Here is a 23,948-nt window from a genome sequence, read left to right on the forward strand (position 1 = left end):
ACATTCGTAGAGATCGATGTCCGATTTGCCCCACCGTCGGCCCAGTAATGGGGCGGTCAACAGGGCTGACAGCCCCCTCCGCATCTACGAGCCCGGGTAGTAACGGGGACGTTTGGGGAAGCCGGGGTGCCCGGGTTACCAAGGATGAGCAAGCAAGCCCGGCACCTGCTCAGCGTGCCGGGTCCTTTCTTGCCCGGAGCACTCTGCAGGCCTCTGCAGGCCTCTGCAGGCCTCTGTAGAACCCCGCAGAACCCGCAGCACCGTCCCCGTCCCCGGCCCGGAGGTTTCCTTCATGTCCGCGAAGCGCGTCAGCATCCGTCGTACCCGTATCGCCATCGGCGCCACCGCCCTCGGCGCGGCCCTGACACTCGGGGCCGGGACGACCGCCGCCTTCGCCGACGAGGTGCCCCAGACCGCCCTGGCCGGTACGGCCGAGCTGGTGTCCGAGCAGGCCGCCGCCCAGGCCGCCGCCCAGGCCGCGGCCGTCGCCGCGAAGCCGGCCGCCTCCCCCCTGTGGGAGAAGCCGGTGTCGAAGTACACGCTCTCCGCGACCTTCGGCAAGGGCGGCAGCATGTGGTCGCACAAGCACTCCGGCCAGGACTTCGCCGTCCCGGTCGGCACCCCGGTCGACGCCGTCTCGGCGGGCACCGTCGTCAAGGCCGGCCCCAACGGCGGCGGCGACGGCCCGGCCTACGGCAACGCCATCGTGATCAAGCACGCGAACAACACGTACTCGCAGTACGCGCACCTCTCGAAGATCCAGGTCAAGATCGGCGAGAAGGTCACCAAGGGCGAGCAGGTCGCCCTCTCCGGCAACACCGGCAATTCGAGCGGCCCGCACCTCCACTTCGAGATCCGGACCACCCCGAACTACGGCTCGGCCGTGAACCCGGTGTCCTTCCTGCGCACGGTCGGCGTCACCATCTGATCAGCCGATCACCCAGGCGTGGGTCGCGGTCGCGCGGCCCGCGGGATCCAGCTCCCCCTTGCGGTAGGCGGCGGCCTGCTCGGCCGTGAAGGCCGATTCGTAGATCCGGATGTCGTTCATCACGCCCTTGAAGGCGCCGGCCCACGCGTCCTGGTGGCGGGCCCGGCCGAGGTTCAGGGGGCCGGTGCTCTTCCCGATCCCCGGGATCGGGGCCTCGCCGGCCTTCTCGCCCTCCACGTAGAGGGAGATCATCTTCTTCTCGGCGTCGTGGACGGCCGTCAGCATCGTCCAGTTCTTGACCGTCTTCTTCCCCTCGGCGGCGACCGTGACGATCGTGGGCGTGGCTCCCTTCTCGTTGGTCCGCACCCGGAACACCCAGGCCTGCGAGCCGTTCACCTCGTCGGCGCCGAGCTCCAGGGCGAACGAATCCCCGGTGCCCTGGCTCATCACGACGTGCGGGCCCTTGGCCGTGGAGTTGTTCTTGACGCGGACCGCGAGGGTGAAGCTCTTGGTCGGGTCCACGCCCTGCTCGGTGGCCTGGGCGTACGAGTTCGGAGTGCCCCTGAAGGTCAGCTCGTAGCGCGTCTTCGCCTTGGGCACCGAGGCATCGGGGCCCATGCGGACGCTGGTGCTGCCGACGCTGTCCCTGAGCAGGGAGACGTCGCTCGACACGGTGGGGGAGTAGCTCTTCGACGGGGAGTCGTCGGGGCCGGGCGACCCGGACGGGGACGCTGACGTGGAGGGGGTGTTGTCGGCCACGTCGTTCGTGCCCGGCTTGCCGTCCCGCAGCACGAAGAACGTTCCGCCGCCGGCGACCAGCAGCAGGACGGTCACCGCTCCGCCCACCATCCACAGCCGCTTCTTGCGCCGCTCGGCGGCCGTCCGGTCGGCCATCGCCTGCCAGTCGGGCTGCTCACCGAAGGCCACGGGCGGCAGGTCCGGGCAGGGTCCGTGCGGGCCGGGCCCGTGCGGGCCGGGCTCCTCGGGGAACGGCATCGGGGGGCCGAAGACGCCGGCCTCGGGCGGGCTCGGCGGGTAGCCGTAGCCGCCGCCCTGCGGATAGCCGTAGCCACCGCCGCCCTGCGGGTAGCCGTATCCGCCGCCCTGCGGGGAGCCGGGGCCGTGGTCGTCGCCCGACGCGGTCTGGTCGTGCTGTTCGGGCCGGCCGGGCGGGAACCCGTAGCCGCCCGGCGCGGGTATCCCCGGCGGGAACCCGTAGCCGCCGCTCTCCGGGGCGGGCTCGGGCTGGGGGCTGTGCGGGCGATCCGTACCGTCAGTCATGGTTCGGATGCTAAAACATCGGCGTCCACGATCGAACAGCCGAGGGTCGCGATACGACACCGATCGCGGGCGGTACGGGGGCTGAACCCGGTCTGGTCCCGTCCCCCAGCCCGGAATCACTCAGTCCGGAACCGCCGCGCCCGGAACGGCCCCGCCCAGAACCGCCCAGTCCGGAACGGCTCAGTCCGGAACGGCCCCGCCCGGAACCGCCCCGCCCGGAACCGCTCAGTCCGCCCGGCGGACGGTCGGGAAGCTCCCCGTCGCCGTCGGCGCGTGCTCCGGCAGCCACAGCACCGCCACCGCCCCCGCCGCCGCCCCGCCGTGGACGAAGCCGCCGGGGCCCGCCACGTTGCGGAACGTCAGCCGGGCGCCCAGCACCCGCGCCTGCCCCTCCGCGATGGTCAGCCCCAGCCCGTGCCCCACCCCGGCCCGGTCCGTGGACCCGGTCCGGAACCGGCTCGGGCCCTCCTTGAGCAGGGCCTCGGGGAAGCCCGGCCCGTGGTCCCGGACCCGTACGACCCGGCCTTCGACATCGACCTGGACCGGCGCCCGCCCGTACCGCGCGGCGTTCGCGAGGAGGTTGCCGAGGATCCGCTCCAGGCGGCGCGGATCGGTGCTGACGATCTCGTCCGCCACGATCCGTACGCTCGCCTCGGGCATCAGCGAGGTGACCCGGCGGCTCACGAACTCGCCCAGCGCCACCTCCTGGAGCTCCGCCCGCTCGGACGCACTGTCCAGCCGGGCCACCTCCAGCACGTCCTCGACCAGCGCCCGCAGCGCCTGCGCGCGGTCCCGTACGAGCTCGGTCGGCCGGCCCGGCGGCAGCAGTTCCGCCGCCGTGAGCAGCCCCGTCACCGGGGTGCGCAGCTCGTGCGCGATATCGGCGGTCACCCGCCGCTCCGCCTCCAGCCGCTCCTGGAGCGCGTCCGCCATCGCGTCGACCGCCCGCGCGAAGTCGTCGGTCTCGTCGCGTACGACGCCCCCGACCGCGTCCCGCACCCGTACCTCGGGATCCCCGTGCGCCACCCGCTGCGCGGCGGCCGCGGCCTTGCGCAGCCGGCGCGAGATCTGGCCGCCGATCAGCACGCCGAGCGCCGACCCGCCGATCACGACGGGGAAGACGCCGATGACCAGGGCCCGGTCCAGGTCGCGCACCATGTTGGCGCTCTCCCGGAACTGCGTGTGCAGCGACAGCACCTGCCCGTTGCCGAGCGGTACGGCCGCCCACACCTCGGGTCCGTTCGGGGTGTCCTGGACGTAGGTGCCGCGCCGCCCGGACCGGGCCTTCTCGCGCAGCTCACCGGGCAGGTCCGGGTCGTTGAGCTTGGCGCCCATGGGGGGCTTGCGGCCGGCCTCGGCATTGCGGGAGATGAACTGCACCCGGTCGAGCTGCACCTCGCGCGCGCTCTCCAGCATCGATGCGCGGGCAGCACTGTGGACCACCAGGCTCAGTGCGATGGCGGTCAGCGCGCCCACGGCCGCGATGGCGAGCGTGATCTTCCAGCGGATCCCGGTCCGCAGGGTGAACCGCTTCATTCAGCTTTCATTCCCGCGCCAGTCCCCCGTGCTCGTTCCTCTCAAGGCATCAGGCCTTGAGCTTGTATCCGAAACCCCGGACCGTTTCGATCCGGTCCTGCCCGATCTTGGTGCGCAGCCGCTGGACGTGGACGTCCACGACGCGGGTGTCGCCGCCCCAGTCGTAGTCCCAGACCCGCTCCAGCAGCCGGTCGCGCGAGAGCACGGTGCCGGGGGAGGTGGAGAACTCCAGCAGCAGCCGCATCTCGGTGGGGGTCAGGGCCACCGAGGCACCCGCCTTGCGCACCTCCATGCCCTCCGTGTCGACCTCCAGGTCGCCGAAGAGCAGCACCCCGCGCTCGCCGGAGGCGTCGTCCTCGGACCCCCCGCCCTGCGGGCCGCCGGCGTGGCCGAAGCGGCGCAGCACCGCGCGGATGCGGGCGACGAGGACGGAGCCGTCGAAGGGCTTGGTGACGTAGTCGTCGGCGCCCGCCTCCAGGCCCAGCACCACGTCGATGGAGTCGGCGCGCGCCGACAGCATGATGACGGGCACGGTGGACTCGTCGCGGATGCGGCGGCACAGGCTCACGCCGTCCATCCCCGGCACCATCACGTCGAGCAGCGCGATGTCGGGCCGGTCCGCCCGGAAGGACTCCAGGCCGGACAGCCCGTCGGGCATGGCGGTGACGACGAACCCGTCGCGTTCCAGCGCCAGGGTCGTGGCCTCACGGATGACGTCGTCGTCCTCCACGAACAGCACATGCGTCTCGGCCATCGGGAGCCTCGCCTCGCCTCGGTACTCGTTGCTCGGTTCTTCGTGTTGCAGGGTTGCCGGTTCTCCGGGTGGGTCTCAGTTCTTCGGGCTGACGGCCGGGGCGGGGGCCGTCCCGCCGTCGACCACGCTGCTGTAGTCGGTGTGCACCCGGTCCTGCTCGGTGAACCGCTCCCCGTTCCAGCGGTACGTGATCAAGTCCTCGCCCGAGGGATAGGAGAGCGCGTCGCTCTTCCCGTAGACCGGTTTGGTGAGGACCAGGTCGCCCCGGTCGATCTCGGCGTAGACGGGCGGCTGCTCGTCCGAGAACACATTCTCGTACGAGCTCCCGTCCGCCCGGTACACGAACGAACCGCGGCCCAGCGCGTCGGCGCAGGACAGGACGTTGACCACGATGTCGACCGCCGGGCCGCCGGTGACCTTCCCGTAGCTGACGTCCACCGGGTATTCCTTGCCGGAGCAGGGCTTCAGGTCCCGCTTGATCTCGGCGCTGACCTTGGGGTCCGCCTTGATCAGGGCGATCGGGTCGACCTTGGGTGACGGTTTGCCGGAGGGCTGGGAGGTGAGGGGAGCGGCGCTGTCCGGGTCGTGGTCGGACGGCGCCGAGGAGGGCGCTCCGGTCTTGGCCACCGACTCGGTACGGGCCGGGCCGCCGTCCCGCAGCCCCGTGCCCCCCGTCGAGCAGCCGACCGCGAACAGCACGGTGCCGACGAGGACGACCGTCCCCGCCGACATCAGTACCACCGAGCTCTTGCCGCTCAGTCTTGGGCCAATCAGGCCGCGCACCGCTCACGCCCCTCGTACCGGATGGTGTGGTCCCCACGCTCCAGCGCGCGCATGTCCAGATCCCGGCTCTCCAGTTCCTGCCGGAGGCGGGCCAGTGCGCGGTGCAGAGTGCTCTTCACGGTTCCCGCCGACATGCCGAGCGCCGCGGCCGTCTCCTCGGTGCTCATCTGCTCCCAGTGTCGCAGCACCACCACACTGCGCTGCTTGGGCGCGAGCACCTTGAGGATGTCCATGAGCAGGGCGCGGTCGGCGCGCTGGTCCGAGCCGTCCTCGACGGAGGCGTCGGGGAGCTGCTCGGTGGGAACCTCGTCGAGCTTGCGGGCCCGCCACCATTCGGTGCGGGTGTTGATCATGACACGGCGCAGGTAGGCGTCGGCAAGGGACTTGTCGGCGATGCCGTCCCAGCGGCCGTAGGTGCGGACGAGCGCGGTCTGCAGGAGGTCCTGTGCGTCGGTCGGGTCCGGAACCAGGCGACGGGCACTGCGCAGCAGCGCCTCCTGCCGTGTGCGTACGTACTCTTCGAATTCGAGTACCTCGCCGTGCGCCATCTCAGACCGCCTCCGTTCCGACCAACCGCTCATCCGCTGCCTTACGGATTCGACGGTACGGAGGCGTTGTCACGGCCCTGTGCGGGTCAGCCTTCGGTGGGCGCACGGACACCCATAGGTTGTGTAACAGTGCCCGTGAGCTGCGGTTTCTCCGGACAAGCGGAATCCCTGAGTCAGCCTCAGGAGGCGCTAGGCGGAGGTGTCGGCGGCCGCTTTCGCGGGGGCGGCCGGGAGCCGGTACATGAGTCCGGGCAGCGGCTCGACGAGCCCGTCCGACACCAGCCCGTCGAGCGCGCGGGCCCGCTGCACGGGCTCCTCCCAGACGGTGTCGAGGAGGGACTGCGGCACGGCGCCGACCGCCTCGCGCAGCACCGCGAGGAGCCTGCCGCGCACCTGGCGGTCCGTCCCGGCGTACGTCTGCCCGCGCCGCGGCGGTCCCTCGTGAGCGGGCTTCCCGGCCAGCCGCCACGCGCACAGCCCCGCCACCGGACAGCTCCCGCAGTCCGGGCTCTTGGCCGTGCACACCAGCGCCCCGAGCTCCATGGAGGCCGCCGCCCACCGGGCCGCGGTGTCCTCGTCCTCGGGCAGCAGGGCCCGCGCCAGGCGGCGCTCGGCGGCGGTCGTGGCGTTCGGCGGGTACTCGACCCCGGTCGCTGTGCGCGCGAAGACCCGGCGCACGTTGGTGTCGAGGACCGCGTGCCGCTGTCCGTACGCGAAGGAGGCCACGGCGGCCGCCGTGTACTCGCCGATCCCGGGCAGGGCCAGCAACTGCGCGTGCTCGCGGGGTACGTCGCCCCCGTGCCGCTCCGTTATGGCGACGGCCGCGCCGTGCAGGCGCAGCGCCCGGCGCGGGTAACCGAGGCGGCCCCAGGTGCGGACAGCCTCACCCGGGGCGTCGGCGGCGAGGTCGGCGGGCCGGGGCCAGCGGGCGAGCCACTGCTCGTAGACCGGCAGCACCCTGTTGACGGGGGTCTGCTGGAGCATGAACTCGCTGACCATCACCCCCCAGGGGCCGGCCTCGGGGCGGCGCCAGGGCAGGTCGCGGGCGTGTGCTTCGAACCACGCGATGACGGGGGAGTGCAGCGCGGAGGCGGGAATGGTTGCAGTCATGGCAGACGGCATCCTGGCACGTTTCGGGCCCGCGGGGTGTCGTGACGACCTAGTGCTGTGGCCGGAAAGGTTTGCCGGGTCGCGGCGTTCGGTGCGGTGCATCGCAAGGCGGAGGACCGCGCCTCGTACTGGACGTACCGGCGTGGTCCGACAACGCGGCGAGGTGCCGTGCCGGGCGTCGCGACCCGGTGAACCTTTCCGGTCACAGCACTAGTGTGATGCGCCGGAAATCTCAGGCTTAAGTTTGTGGTTGGTTGCTGCTTGCTGGTGGGGTGATTTTGGTGAGGTAGTCGGCGAGGGATTTGAGGATCTCGTCGGCGGTCTTCGTCCAGGTGAACGGCCGGGGATTCTCGTTCCAGGTGGCGATCCACTCCTTGATGTCGCTCTCGAGAGCCTGAACGGAGGTGTGGACGCCGCGGCGGATGAGCTTGTCGGTCAGGAGGCCGAACCACCGCTCGACCTGGTTGATCCAGGACGATCCGGTGGGGGTGAAGTGGACGTGGAAGCGGGGGTGTCTGGCCAGCCACGTCCGGATCTCGGGGGTGTTGTGGGTGGCGTAGTTGTCACAGACCAGATGCACGTCGAGGTCGTGGGGCACTGTCTTGTCTATCGTGACCAGGAACTTCTTGAACTCGATGGCCCGGTGGCGGCGGTGGAGTTCACTGATCACGGTGCCGTCGGCGATGTTGAAGGCGGCGAACAGGCTGGTGATGCCGTGCCGCAGGTAGTCGTGGGTGCGGCGCTCGGGCATGCCCGGCATCATCGGCAGCACCGGCTGCGAGCGGTCCAGCGCCTGGATCTGGGACTTCTCGTCCACGCATAACACCACGGCCCGCTCGGGTGGGTTGTGGTAGAGGCCGACGACGTCGACGACCTTGGCGACGAACTGCGGATCGGTGGACAGCTTGAAGGAATCCTGCAGGTGTGGCTTCAGGTCGAACCGCTTCCAGATCCGGCCGACCGTCGATTTCGACAGGCCCGTGCGGGCTGCCATCGAGGCCCTCGACCAGTGGGTGTCCTGGCCCGGAGTGGACTCCAAGGTCGCCACGATCACCTCCTCGACCTGGTCGAGGAGAATCGAGGGCGGCCGGCCCGGCCTGGGCTCATCGGCCAGGCCGTCCAGACGCTCGGCGATGAAACGACCACGCCAGCGGACAACGGTCGAGGTGTCGATGCCGAGCTCGGCCGCGGTCTGCTTGTTCGTCCCACCGTCCGCGCAACGCAGCACGATCCTCGCGCGAAGTGCCAGGTACTGGGCGGTCTTCGCACGCCTGGCCCACCGGGTCAGCTGAGCCCGTTCGGACTCGCTCAGAACGAGGTCGGGCTTCGGCCGGCCGATGCGCATCCCGTCCTCAAGCCCCGCGATGCCCTCCACCGCGAACTTCCCACGCCACTTCCGCACCGTCGCCGCGGTCACACCGACTTCCACGGCGACCCGCGCGTTCGGCACCCCACCCTCACAGGCCAGCACGATACGAGCACGCTCCGCGAACCGCGGCGCCACAGCCCCACCCGCCCAACGGAACAACTCCGCACGCTCTTCATCAGACAGGCGGACTTCAACAGCACGAGGACCCGGAGACATGCAAACAGGCTACAGACTTAGCCATGAGATTTCCGGCGCATCACACTAGCCCGGCGCGGATGTCAGCGGGCGGGGTCCGGGCCGGTGATCAGGACGGCCGTGCGGCCGCCGCTCGTCCGTACGGCGGCGACGACCCTGGTCGCCGGGCCGGCGAGCGCGAGGACGGCCAGCGCGGCGAGGCTCGCGCCCAGCAGCAGGCCCATGGCCACGTCGTGCGGGTAGTGCACGCCGACGAAGACGCGGGAGAAGGCCATCAGCAGGGCCAGCGGAAGGGTCAGCAGTACGAGTGCGCGGACGGCGAGGGCCAGGGCCACGGCCGCGGCGCCCGCGATGGTGGCGTGGTTGCTGGGGAAGGACCAGTCGCCGGTGGCCGGGCACGTGATCAGCGAGGCCGCCGCCCCGGCCACGGCCCGGCAGGGGCGCTCCTCGTCGACGCTGGACTTCACCAGCTCGGAGGCGACGTAGGCCAGGGCGGTGACGAAGGGGGCGAGCACCGCGAGCGCCACCGTGCGGGGGTCGCGGGCGCCACGTGATCGCCACCACACGGCTATGAAGAGGGCGCCGAAGACGAGCAGCCCGTACTCGGTCCAGAACTCGAACGCCGATTGTGCCCAGGCGGGGGTCGAGTGGGCGAAATCGGTCACGTCGAGGTAGAGGCCCGAGCTGTCCATGGTGACTGAAGGTACCTAAATCGGAATAACGTCTTCATCAGTCTCCGGGCCGATTTCCGGCGCCCCGGATCACCCCGCAGGATGATCATCGGCAAAACAAGCCGAGTGCGCGGCATGTGGGGCACTGATCGTGCCGGGAACTCTCGTAAGGTTCCGTCCGTGGGATCTCTGCGCAATCCGGTCGGGCCGCTCCCCTCCTCCATCTACTGGCGACGGAGGGCCGTGCTGGCGTCCGTTGCCGCGCTCCTCGCGATGCTCGCCGTATGGACCGTCAGTTCCGGTGCGGGCAAGTCGAGTACCAACGGCAAGGGCCAGGGCGGCTCCGGTCCCGTCACCCAGATCACCCCGGGACCCTCGGGCTCCGGTCCGGCGATCAGTCAGGCACCGGGCGGGCGCGGCGAGTCGGGCTCCGGCGGCTCCGGCGCGAGCGCCGGCACCGGCACGGGTTCCGACCCCGGCGCGAGCCCCGGCACGGGCAAGAACGGCGAACCGGGCGCCGAGCCCGGCACCGCGGACCAGGGCGGGGCGAACGGCTCCGGCGGCTCCGGCGGTTCCGGCGCGGACCAGATCGTCCCGGCGGACTCGCCGGTGCCCACGTGCGCGCCCAGTGCGCTGCAGTGGGAGGTCAAGAGCGTGAAGAACGAGTACGAGGCGAGCGAGAAGCCGCGCCTCGAACTCGTCGCGCGCAACGTCTCGGGCACGACCTGCAAGGTCGATCTCGGCCCGAAGCAGGCGGTACTGACGATCACTCAGGCGAGCAACGCCAAGCCGGTCTGGTCCTCGGCGGACTGCCCGACGGGCGCGGGCAACGTCTTCTACCGGGTTCCCTCGCAGGGCGAGACCAAGCAAGCCCTGGAATGGGACCGCCACTTCAGCGAGGCGACCCAGTGCCAGTCGCCTCCGGCGGGGGTGGCGGCGGCGGACACGTACGTGGTGGAGGTCAAGTCCCCGGACATGCCGGTGGCTCGAACTTCGTTCGTCCTGAAGCCGGAGTAAGCGGCGCGGCGGGGCTGCCGGGGGCTCCGCCCCCGGCGCCCCGGGAGCGGTGCTCAGCTGAACCCGCGGAGCCGGGCCGCAGGCTAGACGTACCGCTCCAGGATCGAGGACTCCGCCAGCCGGGACAGGCCCTCGCGCACGCTGCGCGCACGCGCCTCGCCGACGCCGTCGACCGTCTGGAGGTCGTCCACCGACGCCGCGAGCAGCTTCTGCAGCCCGCCGAAGTGCTCCACGAGCCGCTCGATGATGGCGCCCGGCAGCCGCGGAACCTTCGCCAGCAGCCGGTACCCGCGCGGGGACACCGCCGAGTCCAGGGTCTCCGGCGAGCCCGTGTACCCCAGGGCCTTCGCCACGATCGCCAGCTCCAGCAGCTCCGGATGCGTCAGCGCGTCCAGCGCCGGCAGCGCCTCGTCCACCGTGCGGGAACGCTTCGCCGTCGGCTCCGGCACGTAGTCCCGGATGACGAGCTCCCGCTCCTGCTCGATCCCGACCGTCAGCTCGTCGAGCTGGAGCGAGAGCAGTCGGCCGTCCGTGCCGAGCTCCACCACGTACTCCGCGATCTCCGTCGCGATGCGCCGCACCATTTCCAGCCGCTGCGCCACCGCCGTGACGTCGCGGACCGTCACCAGGTCCTCGATCTCCAGCGCGGACAGCGTCCCGGCGACCTCGTCCAGGCGGAGCTTGTACCGCTCCAGGGTGGCCAGAGCCTGGTTCGCCCGCGACAGGATCGCCCCGGACTCCTCCAGCACGCGCCGCTCGCCGTCCACGTACAGCGCGATCAGCCGCATCGACTGCGAGACCGACACCACCGGGAAACCGCACTGCTTCGAGACCCGGTCCGCGGTCCGGTGCCGGGTGCCCGTCTCTTCCGTGTGGATCGACGCGTCGGGCACCAGCTGGACGCCCGCCCGCAGGATCTTGGTGATGTCCTTGTCCAGGATCAGCGCGCCGTCGAGCTTGCACAGCTCGCGCAGCCGGGTCGCGGTGAACTCCACGTCCAGGACGAAACCGCCCGTGCACATGGCCTCGACCGACTTGTCCATGCCGAGGACGATGAGCCCTCCGGTGTTGCCGCGAACGATCCGTTCGAGCCCGTCGCGCAGGGGCTGACCAGGTGCGACCGCGCTCAGCGAGGCGCGCATCATGGCCTCCTGCTTGGAGCTCGCGCCCGACTTTCCGGATGCTGCTGCCCCGTCCTTGGCTGCCACTGCACTCCTCCGGTCGCGGGATGTACCGCCTGCATACGGCCGGGCGGACCATCCCGAAGTCTACCGGCGCGGCCCCGGCACCCGTCGTGCCTTGGCCCGGCCGGGCCGGGGAACACCCCGTCCGGGCCCGCTGACCTGCGGCTGGGCCGTCCTGGTCGGGTCCTGGCCGGCGCTAGTCGGTCCTAGTCGGTCGGCTGCTCCTTCGCCGGCGTACGCGACCGCCCGCGCGGCAGGACCCGTAGGGCGTCGCCCATGTCGGCGACCTCGGTCACCTTCATGCCCGCCGGCACCTTCCCCGGGTCGGTCGGCACCAGCGCGTGCGTGAAGCCCAGCCGGTACGCCTCCGCGAGCCGCCGCTGGACGCCCGTCACGCGCCGGACCTCGCCCGCGAGGCCGACCTCCCCGATGGCGACCAGGTTCTTCGGGAGCGGTACGTCGCTGGCGGCCGAGGCCAGGGCCAGCGCGACGGCCAGGTCGGCGGCCGGCTCGGTCAGCTTCACCCCGCCCACGGTGGCGGTGTAGATGTCCCGCTTGCCGAGCGCCGTGATCCGCCCGCGCTGCTCCAGCACCGCCAGCATCATCGAGACGCGAGAGGTCTCCAGCCCGGAGGTGGTGCGGCGGGGCGAGGGGATCTGCGAGTCCACCGTCAGCGCCTGCACCTCGGCGACCAGCGGGCGCTTGCCCTCGAGGGTCACCGTCAGGCAGGTGCCGGGGACGGCCTCGGCGCGGCGGGTCAGGAACAGCCCGCTCGGGTCGGCGAGTCCGTTGATGCCCTCGTCGGTGAGCTCGAAGCAGCCGACCTCGTCCGTGGTGCCGTACCGGTTCTTCACCCCGCGTACGAGGCGCAGCCGCGCGTGCCGGTCGCCCTCGAAGCTCAGGACCACGTCGACCAGGTGCTCCAGCAGCCGGGGACCGGCGATCGCCCCGTCCTTGGTGACGTGGCCGACCAGCAGCGTGGACATCCCGCGCTCCTTGGAGGCCCGGATCAGTGCCCCGGCGACCTCCCGGACCTGCGCCATGCCGCCGGGCGCACCGTCGATCTCGGGGGAGGCGACCGTCTGTACGGAGTCCATGATCAGCAGCGACGGCTTCACCGCGTCGAGGTGCCCGAGCACGGCGGACAGATCGGTTTCGGCGGCCAGGTAGAGGTGCTCGCTGAGCGCGTTGATCCGGTCGGCCCGCAGCCGCACCTGGCTCGCCGACTCCTCGCCCGTGACGTAGAGCGTGCGGTGCTCGTCGGAGGCGGCCTTCGCCGCGACGTCGAGCAGCAGCGTGGACTTGCCGACGCCCGGCTCGCCCGCGAGCAGGACGACCGCGCCGGGGACCAGCCCGCCGCCCAGCACCCGGTCCAGCTCGCTCACGCCCGTGCTGCGCGCGGTCGCCGTCCGCACGTCGACCTGCCCGATCGGCACGGCGGCCGTGGTGACCCGGCCCGCCGCGGTGGTCCGCACGGCGGGGGCGCCGCCGAGCTCCTCGACGGTGCCCCAGGCCTGGCACTCGGGGCACCGGCCGAGCCACTTGGCGGTGGAGTACCCGCACTCGGTACAGCGGTAGGACGGCCGGTCCTTGGCGGATGAACGAGATGTACGGGCAGCCATGCGGCTCACGGTAGCCGCCGCCACCGACAGCCCCCGCCGGACGGGTCTCGCGAGGGTCCCGCGGGCGGTCCACGGCCGGTCCCACGCGCACGCCGTGGCGTGCACCGTCAGGGCCGCCGTCAGCACGACGCCGATCTGTTCACCCGTAAGGGCTAAAACTGGTGAAGGCTTCCGGAGCGCCACCGGCGCGCCGCCTACGGTCACCGAGTGACCAGCAGCAACCAGGGACACCCCGCACCGCGCACCGGCGCACACCGGGCGCACGGGCGCACGCCCCCCGAGGGGACCAGGGTGGAGCAGCCGCCGCCGTTCCGGTACGAGCCCTACCTGGACGGGCTGTTCACGTACTGCCTCTCGGTCCTGTGCGACCACGACACCGCCACCGACGTGCTCGCCGACGTCCTCGCCGTCGCCGACCGGCATCCAGGCCGCTGCCCCGACGAGGGGGACCGGCGGGCCTGGCTGTACGCCCTCGCGCGCTGGGCCTGCCTGCGCAGGCTGGCCGAGCGACGGCGTACGCGCTACGGGTACGGGGGAGCGCATTCCGCCCGGCGTGCACCGGAGCACACGGACGCCGGCCGTGCGCCGGATCCCACGACGGCGAGCGCCGACGCGAACGCGGCCGCGAACGCCGCGGCGGCCGGCCACGCCGGCCCCGCGGGCTCTGCCGGTCACGGCAGCCCCGGCAGCCCCGGCGGTCTTGACGTGTACGCCTACCGCCGCACCGAGCTCGCCCGCCTCGCCTGGCCGGAGGCCGCCGGAACCACCCCCGAGCAGCGGGAAGCACTCGAACTCGCCGTCCGCCACCGCCTCGGCGTCCCCGAACTCGCCGCCGTCCTCGGTACGCCCCCGGCCGCCGCCCGCGAGCTGCTCTCCGGCGCCGCCTGCGAGGTGGAGCGCACCCGCGCCGCCCTCGCCGTCGTGGAGACGGGCAACTGCCCGACCGTGTCCAGGCTCACCGGCGACGACGGGGAGGGCGGGGGAGACGGGAACCTCCTCCTGTCCTCCTCCCTGCGCGCCGAGCTCGTCCGCCACGTCGACGACTGCCCGCGCTGCCGCCGCGTCGCCGAACGCGTCGGCGCCGGCGGCCCCTGGCCCGGCTCGGGCGGCATCAACACCGACGCCCTCCCGCTGGTCCCGGCCCCGCGCACCGCCGTGCACGCCGCGATGCTGCGCTCGGGTGGCCGTCGGGGCGCCGGGACCGGCCCGCGCTTCGACCGCACCGGCTTCCCGATGGACCCCAAGGACCGCGCCGCCCGCCGCGAGCGGCTGCGCGCCCGCGCCGTGACCACCACCGTCGTCGCCACCGTCGTCGCGGCCCCGGTGCTGGCACTGTGGGCGGCCTACCGGGGCGCCCCGAGCACCGGGGAACCCGTGGGCAACGGCTCCACGCGCATCTCGGCGAGCGAGGCGGAGCTCCCGCAGGCCCGTACCGACGGCCGCCCGCTGACGGCGTACGAGAACGCGGGCAACGCCGCCGTCACCACCAACGGCCCCGGCTTCGCTCCCTCCGCAGCCGCCCCCGACGTCTCCGTGGAGGTCATCAGCAGCGGCGCGCCGCCGAGCTCCGCACCCGGCGCCCCGGGCCGGCTCACCGCGGCCGCCTCCACCCACGGAACGACCACCCTGCTCACCCTGACCGCGTCGGGCGGCGCCCCGGTCGACTGGCGGCTGTGGTCCGACGCCCCGTGGCTCCGCGCCAGTACGACCTCGGGCCGGCTGGCGCCAGGAGAATCGGTCACCCTACGGATCACCGTGGACTCCGGAGCCCAGCCCGTAGGGGCCTGGAGCGCCCGAGTCGGGGTGGACCCGGGCGGCGCGGTGATCTCCATCCGGGGCCGGGGCCGCCCGGCACCCACCCCGCCGGGCCCGGAGCCGACTCCGACGCCGACCCCCACGCCGACACCCAGCCCGCCCGACCCGCGGCCGACTCCGACGCCGACCCCGACTCCGGAGCCCACGCCCACCCCGACTCCGACGCCCACGCCGACGCCGAGCCCTTCGGACGGAGCCACGCCGGGGCCGACCCCGGCGCCGGCCCTGTAGCCCCGGTACGGCCTACGGCTTACGGTCTACGGCCTTCGGGCTCGGCCCACTGCCTACGCCGCGGGGTCGGGATCGGCCGGGTGCGGGGCCATCGGCAGCAGGGAGGCGAGCCGCGCCTCGCAGAGCCGTACGAGCTCCTCGTACCCCTCCTTGCCCATCAGCTCCGTCAGCTCGGCGCGGTACGACACGTACACCGGCTTGCCGGCGCCGTGCGCGGACGTGGCCGAGGTGCACCACCAGTGCAGGTCGTGGCCGCCCGGACCCCAGCCGCGCCGGTCGTACTCGCCGATCGTCACCTGCAGGACGCGGGTGTCGTCGGGCCGGTCGATCCAGTCGTAGGTCCGCCGGATGGGGAGCTGCCAGCACACGTCCGGCTTGGTCTCCAGCGGCTCCTGGCCGCTCTTGATCGCCAGGATGTGCAGGGAACAGCCGGCCCCCGCCGGGAAACCGGGCCGGTTCAGGAAGATGCAGGCACCGTCCCAGCGGCGGGTCTGCTTCTCCCCGTCGTCGTCGTGCTGCGTCCAGCCGGTCTCGCTGCCGACGTCGTGGAACTGCCACAGCTCCGGCGTCAGCCGCGCCACGTTCTCGGCGACCCGCTTCTCGTCGTCCTCGTCGGAGAAGTGCGCGCCGAGCGTGCAGCAGCCGTCGTCCGCACGGCCCGCCTGGATGCCCTGGCAGCCACTGCCGAAGATGCAGGTCCAGCGGGAAGTGAGCCAGGTCAGGTCACAGCGGAAGACCTGCTCCTCGTCGGCGGGGTCCGGGAACTCCACCCAGGCCCGCGGAAAGTCGAGCCCCTTCTCGTCCGTCGGCTCGTCCGCCTTCGCGCGCTTGGCGGGCTTGGCGGCCTTGCCGGCCTTGATCTTGGACTTGTTGGCCTTCTTCGTATTTGGCACAAACCCCAGCCTAAGCGCCCCTTACTCCACCCCTACGCGTTTGGACCAGTAGCGTTTCCCCTCATGAGACTCGGTGTCCTTGATGTGGGTTCGAACACGATCCATCTGCTGGTGGTGGACGCGCACCCCGGTGCGCGCCCGCTGCCCGCGCACTCGCACAAGGTGGAGCTGCGGCTGGCGGAGCTGCTCGACGAACACGGCGCGGTGACGCCCGAGGGCGTCGAGCGGCTGATTTCCGTCATCGGGGACGCGGTGCAGGCCGCCGAGGACAAGGGCTGCGAGGACGTGCTCCCCTTCGCGACGAGCGCGGTACGGGAGGCCACGAACGCCGACGAGGTCCTCGCCCGGGTCAAGGCGGAGACGGGTGTGGACCTCCCCGTCCTCAGCGGCGACGACGAGGCCCGCCTGACGTTCCTCGCGGCGCGGCGCTGGTTCGGCTGGTCGTCGGGCAAGCTCCTGCTCCTCGACATCGGCGGGGGCTCGCTGGAGATCGCGTACGGCATAGACGAGGACCCGGACGCGGCCGTCTCGCTCCCCCTGGGCGCTGGCCGCCTGACGGCGGGCTGGCTCCCGGGCGACCCGCCGGACCAGGCGGACGTCCGGGCCCTGCGCCGTCACGTACGGGCCCAGATCGCCCGCACGGTCGGCGAGTTCAGCCGCTTCGGCGCGCCGGACCGGGTGGTGGCCACGTCGAAGACCTTCAAACAGCTGGCCCGGATCGCGGGCGCGGCCCGCTCCGCGGAAGGCCTATACATCCAGCGGGACCTGACTCGTAAGTCCCTGGAGGAGTGGGTCCCCAGGCTGGCGGCGATGACCACTGCCCAGCGCTCCGCCCTCCCCGGCGTCTCCGAGGGCCGCTCCAACCAGCTCCTCGCCGGAGCGCTGGTCGCGGAGGGCGCGATGGATCTCTTCGGCGTGGACTCCCTGGAAGTCTGCCCCTGGGCCCTTCGCGAAGGCGTCATCCTCCGCCGCCTGGACCACCTCGGGAGGTCCACCCCCGTCGGGGTGTGACACACGCCTTGCCTCGTGCGGCGCCGTTGCCGGGGACCGGTCCCCGGGCCCCTGCGCCTCAAACGCCGGCGGGGCTGGGTTGTGGCCGGCGTGGGCTGTGGCTGCGTGGGTGGGCCGGTGCCGGGGGCGGGGTGGGGTGTCGGCCTGGACTGCATGATTTAGGCGCCCTCTGCTCTGCTCCGACAGGGTGCGGGGTGTACCTGCGCCACAAATCACGCTTTACGTCCAGGCCAACACCCCACCCCGCCCCCGTCCCCGTCCCGGGCCGACCCCCAGCCCCGCCGACGGGTGGGCTTCTCAGCCGTCCGGCGGGATCCCTTTCGCCGTCCGGTGTTCGCGGTGCGGGGTCCGGGGCGTTCCAGCCCGCCCGCGCCAATCCAGCCGTCCGGCGTTTGAGGCGCCGGGTCTGGGGCTTTTCAGCCGTCCGGCGTTTGAGGACCGGGGTCTGGGGCGGAGCCCCAGGGGTCCGGGCGCAGCCTGGGGCCCCCTTCCCAGCCCGTACGGCGGTTGAGGGCCGGGTTCGGGCGGAGCCCGGTGGTGTTCCCCAGCCTCGCTGGCGTTTGAGGCGCGGGTCCGGGCAGTGCCCGGGGAACGGTGGAAGGGCGGGTAGGGGACTTCGCCCCGCAGGGCCCATCCCTGGGGCGCTGCCCCAGGGTCCAGCCCGCCAGGCCAAGGCCGCGCAGGGCAACCCACCCCGGTGCCCCAGGGCCCAGTCGGGCCAGGGCTGCGTAGGGCGGCGGCCCGTGGCCCCGGGGCCACGGCAGACCAGGGCTGCGCAGGACCCCGCCCCGTGGCCCCGCCCACCAACGCGGGCCCGACCCCACCACGACCCCGATACCCTGTCCCCGTGGCAGAACCAGTCCGGATCCCGACCGCGAAAGTCGCCCTCTCCACCGCCTCCGTCTACCCGGAGTCAACGGCGACCGCCTTCGAGATCGCCGCGCGCCTCGGCTACGACGGCGTCGAGGTCATGGTCTGGACGGACCCGGTCAGCCAGGACATCGACGCCCTGCGCCGCCTCTCCGACCACCACCAGGTCCAGATCCTGGCGATCCACGCCCCCTGCCTCCTCATCACGCAGCGCGTCTGGTCCACCGACCCGTGGACCAAACTCCAGCGCGCCCAGGCGGCAGCCGAGAAGCTCGGCGCGAGCACGGTCGTCGTGCATCCCCCGTTCCGCTGGCAGCGCCAGTACTCCCGCGACTTCGTGACCGGGATCTGGCGGATGGCGGACGAGACCGACGTCCGCTTCGCCGTCGAGAACATGTACCCCTGGCGCTACCGCGACCGCGAGGTGCTCGCGTACGCGCCCGAGTGGGACGTCACCAAGGACGACTACCGCCACTTCACGGTCGACCTCTCCCACACCGCGACCGCCCGCACCGACGCGACCGCGATGATCGACCGGATGGGCGACCGTCTCGCCCACATCCACCTCGCCGACGGAAACGGTTCCGCGAAGGACGAGCACCTCGTCCCCGGCCGCGGCACCCAGCCCTGCGCCGAGCTGCTGGAGCGGCTCGCCGCCACCTCCTTCGACGGGCACGTCGTCATCGAGGTCAACACCCGCCGCGCGATGTCCTCCGCCGAGCGCGAGGCCGACCTCGCCGAGGCCCTGGCCTTCACCCGCCTCCACCTCGCGACCGCCCCCAGCCCGGTACCCGGAACCCCGCACCCGTGACCGAGCCCCTGCCGGACCCCACACCGGCCCAAGCCCCCGCCCCGGCGAAGCCCCGCCGCGGCCCCGGCCGCCCCCGCCAGGACGAGGCCGACGAAGGCCCCGGCACCCAGGAGCGCATCCGCCTCGCGGCCCGCGCCGAGTTCGCCGCGCGCGGCTACGACAAGACCTCCGTCCGCGGGATCGCCAAGGCCGCCGGCGTGGACCCGGCCCTGGTGCACCACTACTTCGGCAGCAAGGACGACCTCTTCGCCGCCGCGATCGAGCTCAGCATGGAGCCCGCCCTCGTCCTCCCCAAGATCCTCGGCGCGGGCCCCGACGGCATCGGCGAGCGCCTGGCCCGCTATTTCCTGGGCGTCTGGGAGAACCCGGTCACCCGGACCCCGCTGCTCGCCGTGATCCGCTCGGCCCTCACCCACGAGGCCGCCGCGAAGGTGCTCCGGCGGCTGATCATGCACCGCCTGCTGGAGCGGATCGCGGCCGACCTCAACGTCCCCGACCCGACCTTCCGCGCCGAGCTCGCCGCCTCCCACATGGTCGGCATCGCGATCCTGCGCTACGTCGTCCAGGTCGAGCCCCTCGCGTCGGCGGACCCGGAGACCATCATCGAGCTGGTGGCCCCCACCCTCCAGCGTTACCTCACCGAGGAATGACGGCACCCGTGCGCGCACCCCGGTAGCCTGCGCACCCATGCCCAATTACTGAGCCACCCGTCCCGGGATCCGGACAGCGCGTCCGGATCCCGGGCAGGGGGCGTAGCCTCGTAACCGAGCCATATCCACAGTCGCGGCCGGCGTTCGCGCCACCGCACACATGGGGAGAGAACCCGATGCCCGAGCTGAGGTCCCGCACCGTCACCCACGGCCGCAACATGGCAGGCGCACGTGCCCTGATGCGCGCCTCGGGCGTAGCGAGCGCGGACATCGGGAAGCCGATCATCGCGGTCGCCAACTCCTTCACCGAGTTCGTCCCGGGCCACACCCACCTGGCCCCGGTCGGCCGCATCGTCTCCGACGCGATCCTGGCCGCCGGCGCCGTCCCCCGCGAGTTCAACACCATCGCGGTCGACGACGGCATCGCCATGGGCCACGGCGGCATGCTGTACTCCCTTCCCTCCCGCGACCTGATCGCGGACTCGGTCGAGTACATGGTCGAGGCGCACTGCGCGGACGCGCTGATCTGCATCTCCAACTGCGACAAGATCACCCCCGGCATGCTGATGGCCGCCATGCGCCTCAACATCCCGGTCGTCTTCGTCTCCGGCGGCCCGATGGAGGCCGGTCAGGCCACCCTCGTCGACGGCACCGTCCGCAAGCTCGACCTGATCGACGCGATGGTGGACGCCTCCAACGACAGCGTCTCCGACGAAGACGTCCTGCGCATCGAAGAGAACGCCTGTCCCACCTGCGGCAGCTGTTCCGGCATGTTCACCGCCAACTCGATGAACTGCCTCGCCGAGGCCATCGGCCTGGCCCTCCCCGGCAACGGCTCGGTCCTCGCGACGCACACCGCCCGCCGCGCCCTGTACGAGGACGCCGGCCGCACGATCGTCGAGATCACCAAGCGCTACTACGAGCAGGACGACGAGTCGGTCCTGCCCCGCAACATCGCGACCCGCCAGGCCTTCGAGAACGCCATGGCCCTCGACATCGCCATGGGCGGCTCCACCAACACGATCCTGCACCTCCTCGCCGCCGCGCAGGAAGCCGGTCTGAAGTACGACCTCACGGACATCGACGAGATCTCCCGCCGGGTCCCGTGCCTCGCCAAGGTCGCGCCGAACGTGGCGCCCGGCGGCACGTACTACATGGAGGACATCCACCGGGCCGGCGGCATCCCCGCCCTGCTCGGCGAGCTGCACCGCGGCGGTCTGCTGAACAAGGACGTCACCACGGTCCACTCCGCCAACCTGGAGGAGTGGCTCGCGAAGTGGGACGCCCGCTCCGGCACGGCCCCGGACGAGGTCATGGAGCTGTGGCACGCGGGCCCCGGCTGCCAGCGCTCCGCCTCCGCCTTCTCCCAGTCCGAGCGCTGGGACACCCTCGACCTCGACGCCGAGGGCGGCTGCATCCGCTCCGTCCAGCACGCCTACTCCAAGGACGGCGGCCTCGCCGTCCTGCGCGGCAACATCGCGCTCGACGGCTGCGTCGTGAAGACCGCCGGTGTCGACGAGTCGATCTGGACCTTCGAGGGCCCGGCCGTCGTCTGCGAATCGCAGGACGAGGCCGTCGACAAGATCCTCCGCAAGGAGATCAAGGCCGGCGACGTGGTCGTCATCCGCTACGAGGGCCCGCGCGGCGGTCCCGGCATGCAGGAGATGCTCTACCCGACGTCCTTCCTCAAGGGCCGCGGCCTCGGCAAGGTCTGCGCCCTGGTCACGGACGGCCGCTTCTCCGGCGGCACCTCGGGCCTGTCCATCGGCCACGCCTCCCCGGAGGCGGCCTCGGGCGGCTCCATCGCGGTCGTCGAGGACGGCGACCGCATCCGCATCGACATCCCGAACCGCTCCATCGAGCTCCTCGTCGACGAGGCCACGCTGGCCGCCCGCCACGAGGCCCTGGGCGGCGTTTATGCCCCGAAGAACCGCGAGCGCAAGGTCTCCGCGGCCCTGCGCGCCTACGCGGCGATGGCCACCAGCGCCGACAAGGGCGCCGTCCGCGACGTCAGCCTCCTGGAGCGCTGACCCCGCACCCGCCGGCCCCGGCCCCGTCCGACACCCTCGGACGGGGCCGTCGGCGTTCCACCCCTACGGGCCGAGGCCCCCCGGTGTCACCATCCCGCGGGATCCCCTGCCGCCACCGCGAACACGCTCCCGTCCGGCGCCGACGCGTACACCCGCCCGTCCCCGACGACGGGCGCGGGCAGACTCGCCGCGAAGGTGCCCTTCCCGGAGCCCATCCGGGGCTTGGTCTGCCCCAGCAGCCGCCCCGTCCCCGCGTCGACGGCGAGCAGTCGCCCGTCGGAGGCACTCAGATAGACCCGGCCGTCGGCGAACACGGGCCGGGAGGCCACCGCCACGCCCGTCTCCAGTCGCCACTCCTCCTTGGTCGCGCCGATCGCCGCCAGCGCGCCCGAGGCCCCGAACGCGTACACGACCCCGTCCGGCCCCACCGTCGCCTGGGCCTCGTACAGCGGCGAGGCCAGCCGCACCCGCCGTACGGCACGCGTGGCCAGGTCCACCCGTACGACCGCGTCCGTCCTGGCCCCTACGTCGCTGTCCAGCAGGTACATTCCGCCGCCCGCCGACCCCACGGGATGGAGCATCCCCGGAGACCGGACCTGCCAGCGGGGCGCCCCGGTCGCCGGGTCCACCGCCGAGAACCGTGTTGCTCTGCCGTCCTTGTCGGGCGTCGACACGTACAGCGCGGCGGGCTCCCCCGACTCCCCGGGGCCGCTCCACCACTCGGAACCGGCCCCGCCGATCTTCTTCGTCCACCGCGGGGTGCCGGTCGCGGAATCCAGCGCGGTGACGGTTCCGTCCACCGCCGTGATCAGCACATGGCCGCCTGAGGACAACGCGAGCGCGCCACTTGGCAGGGTCCGCTTCCAGCGCTCCGCGCCCGTCGCCGGATCCAGGGCCCGGAGCAGTTCGCTCTTGCTTCCCGGTGCCACCGCGAGGACCAGCCCACCCCCGTGCAGCGGCGCACTGTCGGAAGCGGGCCGGGAGTCCGGGACGGCCGCCCGTACGGACCACAGCGTCGAGCCGTCCTTGGGGCTGAGCCGCATCGCGGCCGACTCGGGCCCCGAGCAGTACAGGGCCGGGGCCTGCCAGGAGCATGCCGCGCCGTATGCGCCCAGGGGCACTGACCACGGCAGGACCCGATGCGGCGCGGGTACCGCCGGGGCGGCGGCCTGTTTCGTAGGCTTGATGCCGGGCGCGGACCACAGGTAGCCGCCTACTGACCCGCCCGCCAGCAGCAGACCGACCCCCGCCGCGACGGCCACGCGGGTCCGCCGTCTGCGTTCCGGGGACTCGGCCGGGGTGGCGATCCGCTCCCGCCGGTGCGTGGCCTCCTCGTCGGGCACGGGTTGCCTCGGCCGCGGGATGAAGGCCTGAGTGTCCAGATCCGTCGGGTACGCCACCGCCCGCAGCGCCACGATCAGCGCGTCCGCGCTCGGCCGCTCCGCAGGATCCTTGGCCAGGCACTGCGCGACCAGCGGCGCGAGCCGCTCCGGCAGGCCGGTCAGGTCGGGCTCGCTGTGCACCACCTGGTATGCCACGAGGTAATGGCTGTCGGAGTCGAACGGCCCCCGCCCGGTCGCCGCGTACACGAGCACCGCACCCAGGGCGAACACATCGGCCGCGGTACCCACCTCCCGCGGCCGCTGGAACTGCTCCGGCGCCATGAACGGCGGGGTCCCGATCAGCTTGCCCGTCTCGGTGCGCAGATCGCTGTCCGCCGGCCGCGAGATCCCGAAGTCGATGACCCGCACCCCGTCCGGGGCCATCAGCACGTTGCTGGGCTTCAGGTCCCGGTGCACGACCCCCGCCCGGTGGATGTCCCTCAGCGCCTCCGCCAGCCCGGCGGCGAGCCGCGCCAGTTCCCGTGCCTCGAGCACCTGGTCCCGTACCCGCTCGGAGAGCGTCGGTGCATCGATGAACAGCGTGGCCATCCAGGGCCGTTCGGCATCGGGATCGGCGTCGACGACGGGCGCGGTGAACGCTCCGCTCACCCGCCGCGCGGCCGCGACCTCCTGCCGGAACCGCGCCCGGAACTCCGGGTCCACGGCGTGCTGCGGATGCACGATCTTGACGGCGAGTTTCAGCCCCGACTCGGAGGTGGCCAGGTGGACGACGCCCATGCCGCCGGAACCGAGCACGGACTCAAGCCGGTACTGCCCGGCGTACTCCGGAAAACCCGCGTAGTCCGTCCGCGCTGAACGCACCGCTCACCACCCCCGCCGGAGCCTAATCGATGGTCCGTGCGAATCTCCAAGGTCCTGCTACCCTGCGCGAGTTCCGCAGGGCGCCATCCAAGGGGGAGTTTCCGCATGTCCATTGAGAGCGATTCAAGCCAAGTCGACAGCCTGACCTCGGGGTCGGGTTTCCCGACGTTCCCGGTCGCGCCCGGATACCGCGTGAACGTCCGCAGAGGTCCCGGTACGAACTACGGGGTCATCCGGGTCCTGCCGCTCGGCGCGTCCGTCTCGATTCGCTGCCAGTGCGAGGGAACGACCGTCTCGGGCCCCTACGGCACCTCGAACATCTGGGACTGCATCGGCAACGGCGAGTTCGTCGCCGACGCCTACGTGAAGACGGGCACCGACGGCTACGTCGCCACCCGCTGCGCCTGACCACACCGAGGGGGAGAGAAATGATCA

General features: G+C 72.4%; 20 protein-coding genes. 8 read left to right on the forward strand and 12 right to left on the reverse strand.

The features are described from left to right. Positions 1–292 precede the first annotated feature (292 nt). Positions 293–928: a M23 family metallopeptidase gene (locus AC3IYI_RS22845; RefSeq protein ID WP_489405524.1), complete on the forward strand. Its 636-nt coding sequence runs from the start codon at positions 293–295 to the stop codon at positions 926–928. Here AC3IYI_RS22845 and AC3IYI_RS22850 read toward each other — a convergent pair whose 3' ends face one another. From AC3IYI_RS22850 to AC3IYI_RS22885, 8 genes are all read right to left on the reverse strand, one after another. Continuing rightward, positions 929–2,209, reverse strand: coding sequence for a LamG domain-containing protein (locus AC3IYI_RS22850; protein WP_489405525.1), 1,281 nt, complete (start codon positions 2,207–2,209; stop codon positions 929–931). A 225-nt stretch (positions 2,210–2,434) separates the two neighbouring features. After that, the gene (gene cseC / locus AC3IYI_RS22855; RefSeq protein WP_489405526.1) at positions 2,435–3,745 is read right to left on the reverse strand and encodes a two-component system sensor histidine kinase CseC; all 1,311 of its coding nucleotides are present in this window, start codon (positions 3,743–3,745) and stop codon (positions 2,435–2,437) included. A 49-nt stretch (positions 3,746–3,794) separates the two neighbouring features. Then, on the reverse strand, positions 3,795–4,499 hold the full coding sequence (gene cseB / locus AC3IYI_RS22860; RefSeq protein WP_489405527.1) for a two-component system response regulator CseB: 705 nt from the start codon (positions 4,497–4,499) through the stop codon (positions 3,795–3,797). Positions 4,500–4,574: 75 nt separating this feature from the next. Further along, complete coding sequence (locus AC3IYI_RS22865) at positions 4,575–5,231, reverse strand: hypothetical protein (protein ID WP_489411624.1); 657 nt, start codon at positions 5,229–5,231, stop codon at positions 4,575–4,577. Positions 5,232–5,269: 38 nt separating this feature from the next. Next, positions 5,270–5,830, reverse strand: coding sequence for a SigE family RNA polymerase sigma factor (locus tag AC3IYI_RS22870; RefSeq protein WP_489405528.1), 561 nt, complete (start codon positions 5,828–5,830; stop codon positions 5,270–5,272). A 189-nt stretch (positions 5,831–6,019) separates the two neighbouring features. Further along, positions 6,020–6,940 (reverse strand): HhH-GPD family protein, encoded by a 921-nt coding sequence (locus AC3IYI_RS22875; RefSeq protein ID WP_489405529.1) that lies wholly within the window; start codon positions 6,938–6,940, stop codon positions 6,020–6,022. A 238-nt stretch (positions 6,941–7,178) separates the two neighbouring features. Next, positions 7,179–8,525 (reverse strand): IS630 family transposase, encoded by a 1,347-nt coding sequence (locus AC3IYI_RS22880; protein ID WP_489405530.1) that lies wholly within the window; start codon positions 8,523–8,525, stop codon positions 7,179–7,181. Positions 8,526–8,587: 62 nt separating this feature from the next. Beyond that, a complete protein-coding gene (locus tag AC3IYI_RS22885) occupies positions 8,588–9,196 on the reverse strand; it encodes a phosphatase PAP2 family protein (protein ID WP_489405531.1) in 609 nt (202 codons plus the stop codon). A gap of 159 nt (positions 9,197–9,355) precedes the next feature. On the opposite strand from AC3IYI_RS22885, the gene AC3IYI_RS22890 reads away from it, so the two are divergent. After that, positions 9,356–10,192, forward strand: a complete 837-nt coding sequence (locus AC3IYI_RS22890) for a hypothetical protein (RefSeq protein ID WP_489405532.1) — start codon at positions 9,356–9,358, stop codon at positions 10,190–10,192. An 83-nt stretch (positions 10,193–10,275) separates the two neighbouring features. Here the strand turns inward: AC3IYI_RS22890 and disA are convergent, their stop codons facing one another. Together disA and radA are read right to left on the reverse strand one after the other, a co-directional pair. Further along, the gene (gene disA / locus AC3IYI_RS22895) at positions 10,276–11,400 is read right to left on the reverse strand and encodes a DNA integrity scanning diadenylate cyclase DisA (RefSeq protein ID WP_243339766.1); all 1,125 of its coding nucleotides are present in this window, start codon (positions 11,398–11,400) and stop codon (positions 10,276–10,278) included. Positions 11,401–11,582: 182 nt separating this feature from the next. Then, a complete protein-coding gene (radA, locus tag AC3IYI_RS22900; RefSeq protein ID WP_489405533.1) occupies positions 11,583–12,998 on the reverse strand; it encodes a DNA repair protein RadA in 1,416 nt (471 codons plus the stop codon). Between the two features lie 207 nt (positions 12,999–13,205). Here radA and AC3IYI_RS22905 point away from each other — a divergent pair, with 207 nt between their 5' ends. Continuing rightward, positions 13,206–15,044 carry an RNA polymerase sigma factor gene (locus AC3IYI_RS22905; RefSeq protein WP_489405534.1) on the forward strand — a complete coding sequence of 613 codons (1,839 nt, stop codon included), beginning with the start codon at positions 13,206–13,208 and terminating at the stop codon, positions 15,042–15,044. A gap of 53 nt (positions 15,045–15,097) precedes the next feature. Here AC3IYI_RS22905 and AC3IYI_RS22910 read toward each other — a convergent pair whose 3' ends face one another. Then, on the reverse strand, positions 15,098–15,937 hold the full coding sequence (locus AC3IYI_RS22910; RefSeq protein ID WP_489405535.1) for a DUF3109 family protein: 840 nt from the start codon (positions 15,935–15,937) through the stop codon (positions 15,098–15,100). A 63-nt stretch (positions 15,938–16,000) separates the two neighbouring features. Here AC3IYI_RS22910 and AC3IYI_RS22915 point away from each other — a divergent pair, with 63 nt between their 5' ends. The 4 genes from AC3IYI_RS22915 to ilvD all read left to right on the forward strand — a co-directional run bounded on the left by AC3IYI_RS22915 (position 16,001) and on the right by ilvD (position 21,309). Then, on the forward strand, positions 16,001–16,948 hold the full coding sequence (locus tag AC3IYI_RS22915; RefSeq protein WP_489405536.1) for a Ppx/GppA family phosphatase: 948 nt from the start codon (positions 16,001–16,003) through the stop codon (positions 16,946–16,948). An 847-nt stretch (positions 16,949–17,795) separates the two neighbouring features. Beyond that, a complete protein-coding gene (locus tag AC3IYI_RS22920; RefSeq protein ID WP_489405537.1) occupies positions 17,796–18,629 on the forward strand; it encodes a sugar phosphate isomerase/epimerase family protein in 834 nt (277 codons plus the stop codon). After that, a complete protein-coding gene (locus tag AC3IYI_RS22925; protein WP_489405538.1) occupies positions 18,626–19,279 on the forward strand; it encodes a TetR/AcrR family transcriptional regulator in 654 nt (217 codons plus the stop codon). Before AC3IYI_RS22920 ends, AC3IYI_RS22925 begins: the two co-directional genes overlap by 4 nt. Before the next feature lie 176 nt (positions 19,280–19,455). Beyond that, positions 19,456–21,309: a dihydroxy-acid dehydratase gene (gene ilvD, locus AC3IYI_RS22930; RefSeq protein WP_489405539.1), complete on the forward strand. Its 1,854-nt coding sequence runs from the start codon at positions 19,456–19,458 to the stop codon at positions 21,307–21,309. Between the two features lie 86 nt (positions 21,310–21,395). Here ilvD and AC3IYI_RS22935 read toward each other — a convergent pair whose 3' ends face one another. Beyond that, the gene (locus tag AC3IYI_RS22935) at positions 21,396–23,513 is read right to left on the reverse strand and encodes a serine/threonine-protein kinase (RefSeq protein WP_489405540.1); all 2,118 of its coding nucleotides are present in this window, start codon (positions 23,511–23,513) and stop codon (positions 21,396–21,398) included. Positions 23,514–23,618: 105 nt separating this feature from the next. On the opposite strand from AC3IYI_RS22935, the gene AC3IYI_RS22940 reads away from it, so the two are divergent. Continuing rightward, positions 23,619–23,921 carry an SH3 domain-containing protein gene (locus tag AC3IYI_RS22940; RefSeq protein ID WP_489405541.1) on the forward strand — a complete coding sequence of 101 codons (303 nt, stop codon included), beginning with the start codon at positions 23,619–23,621 and terminating at the stop codon, positions 23,919–23,921. The last annotated feature ends 27 nt before the right edge of the window (positions 23,922–23,948 follow it).

The organism is Streptomyces sp. GL_148 (assembly GCF_057834205.1).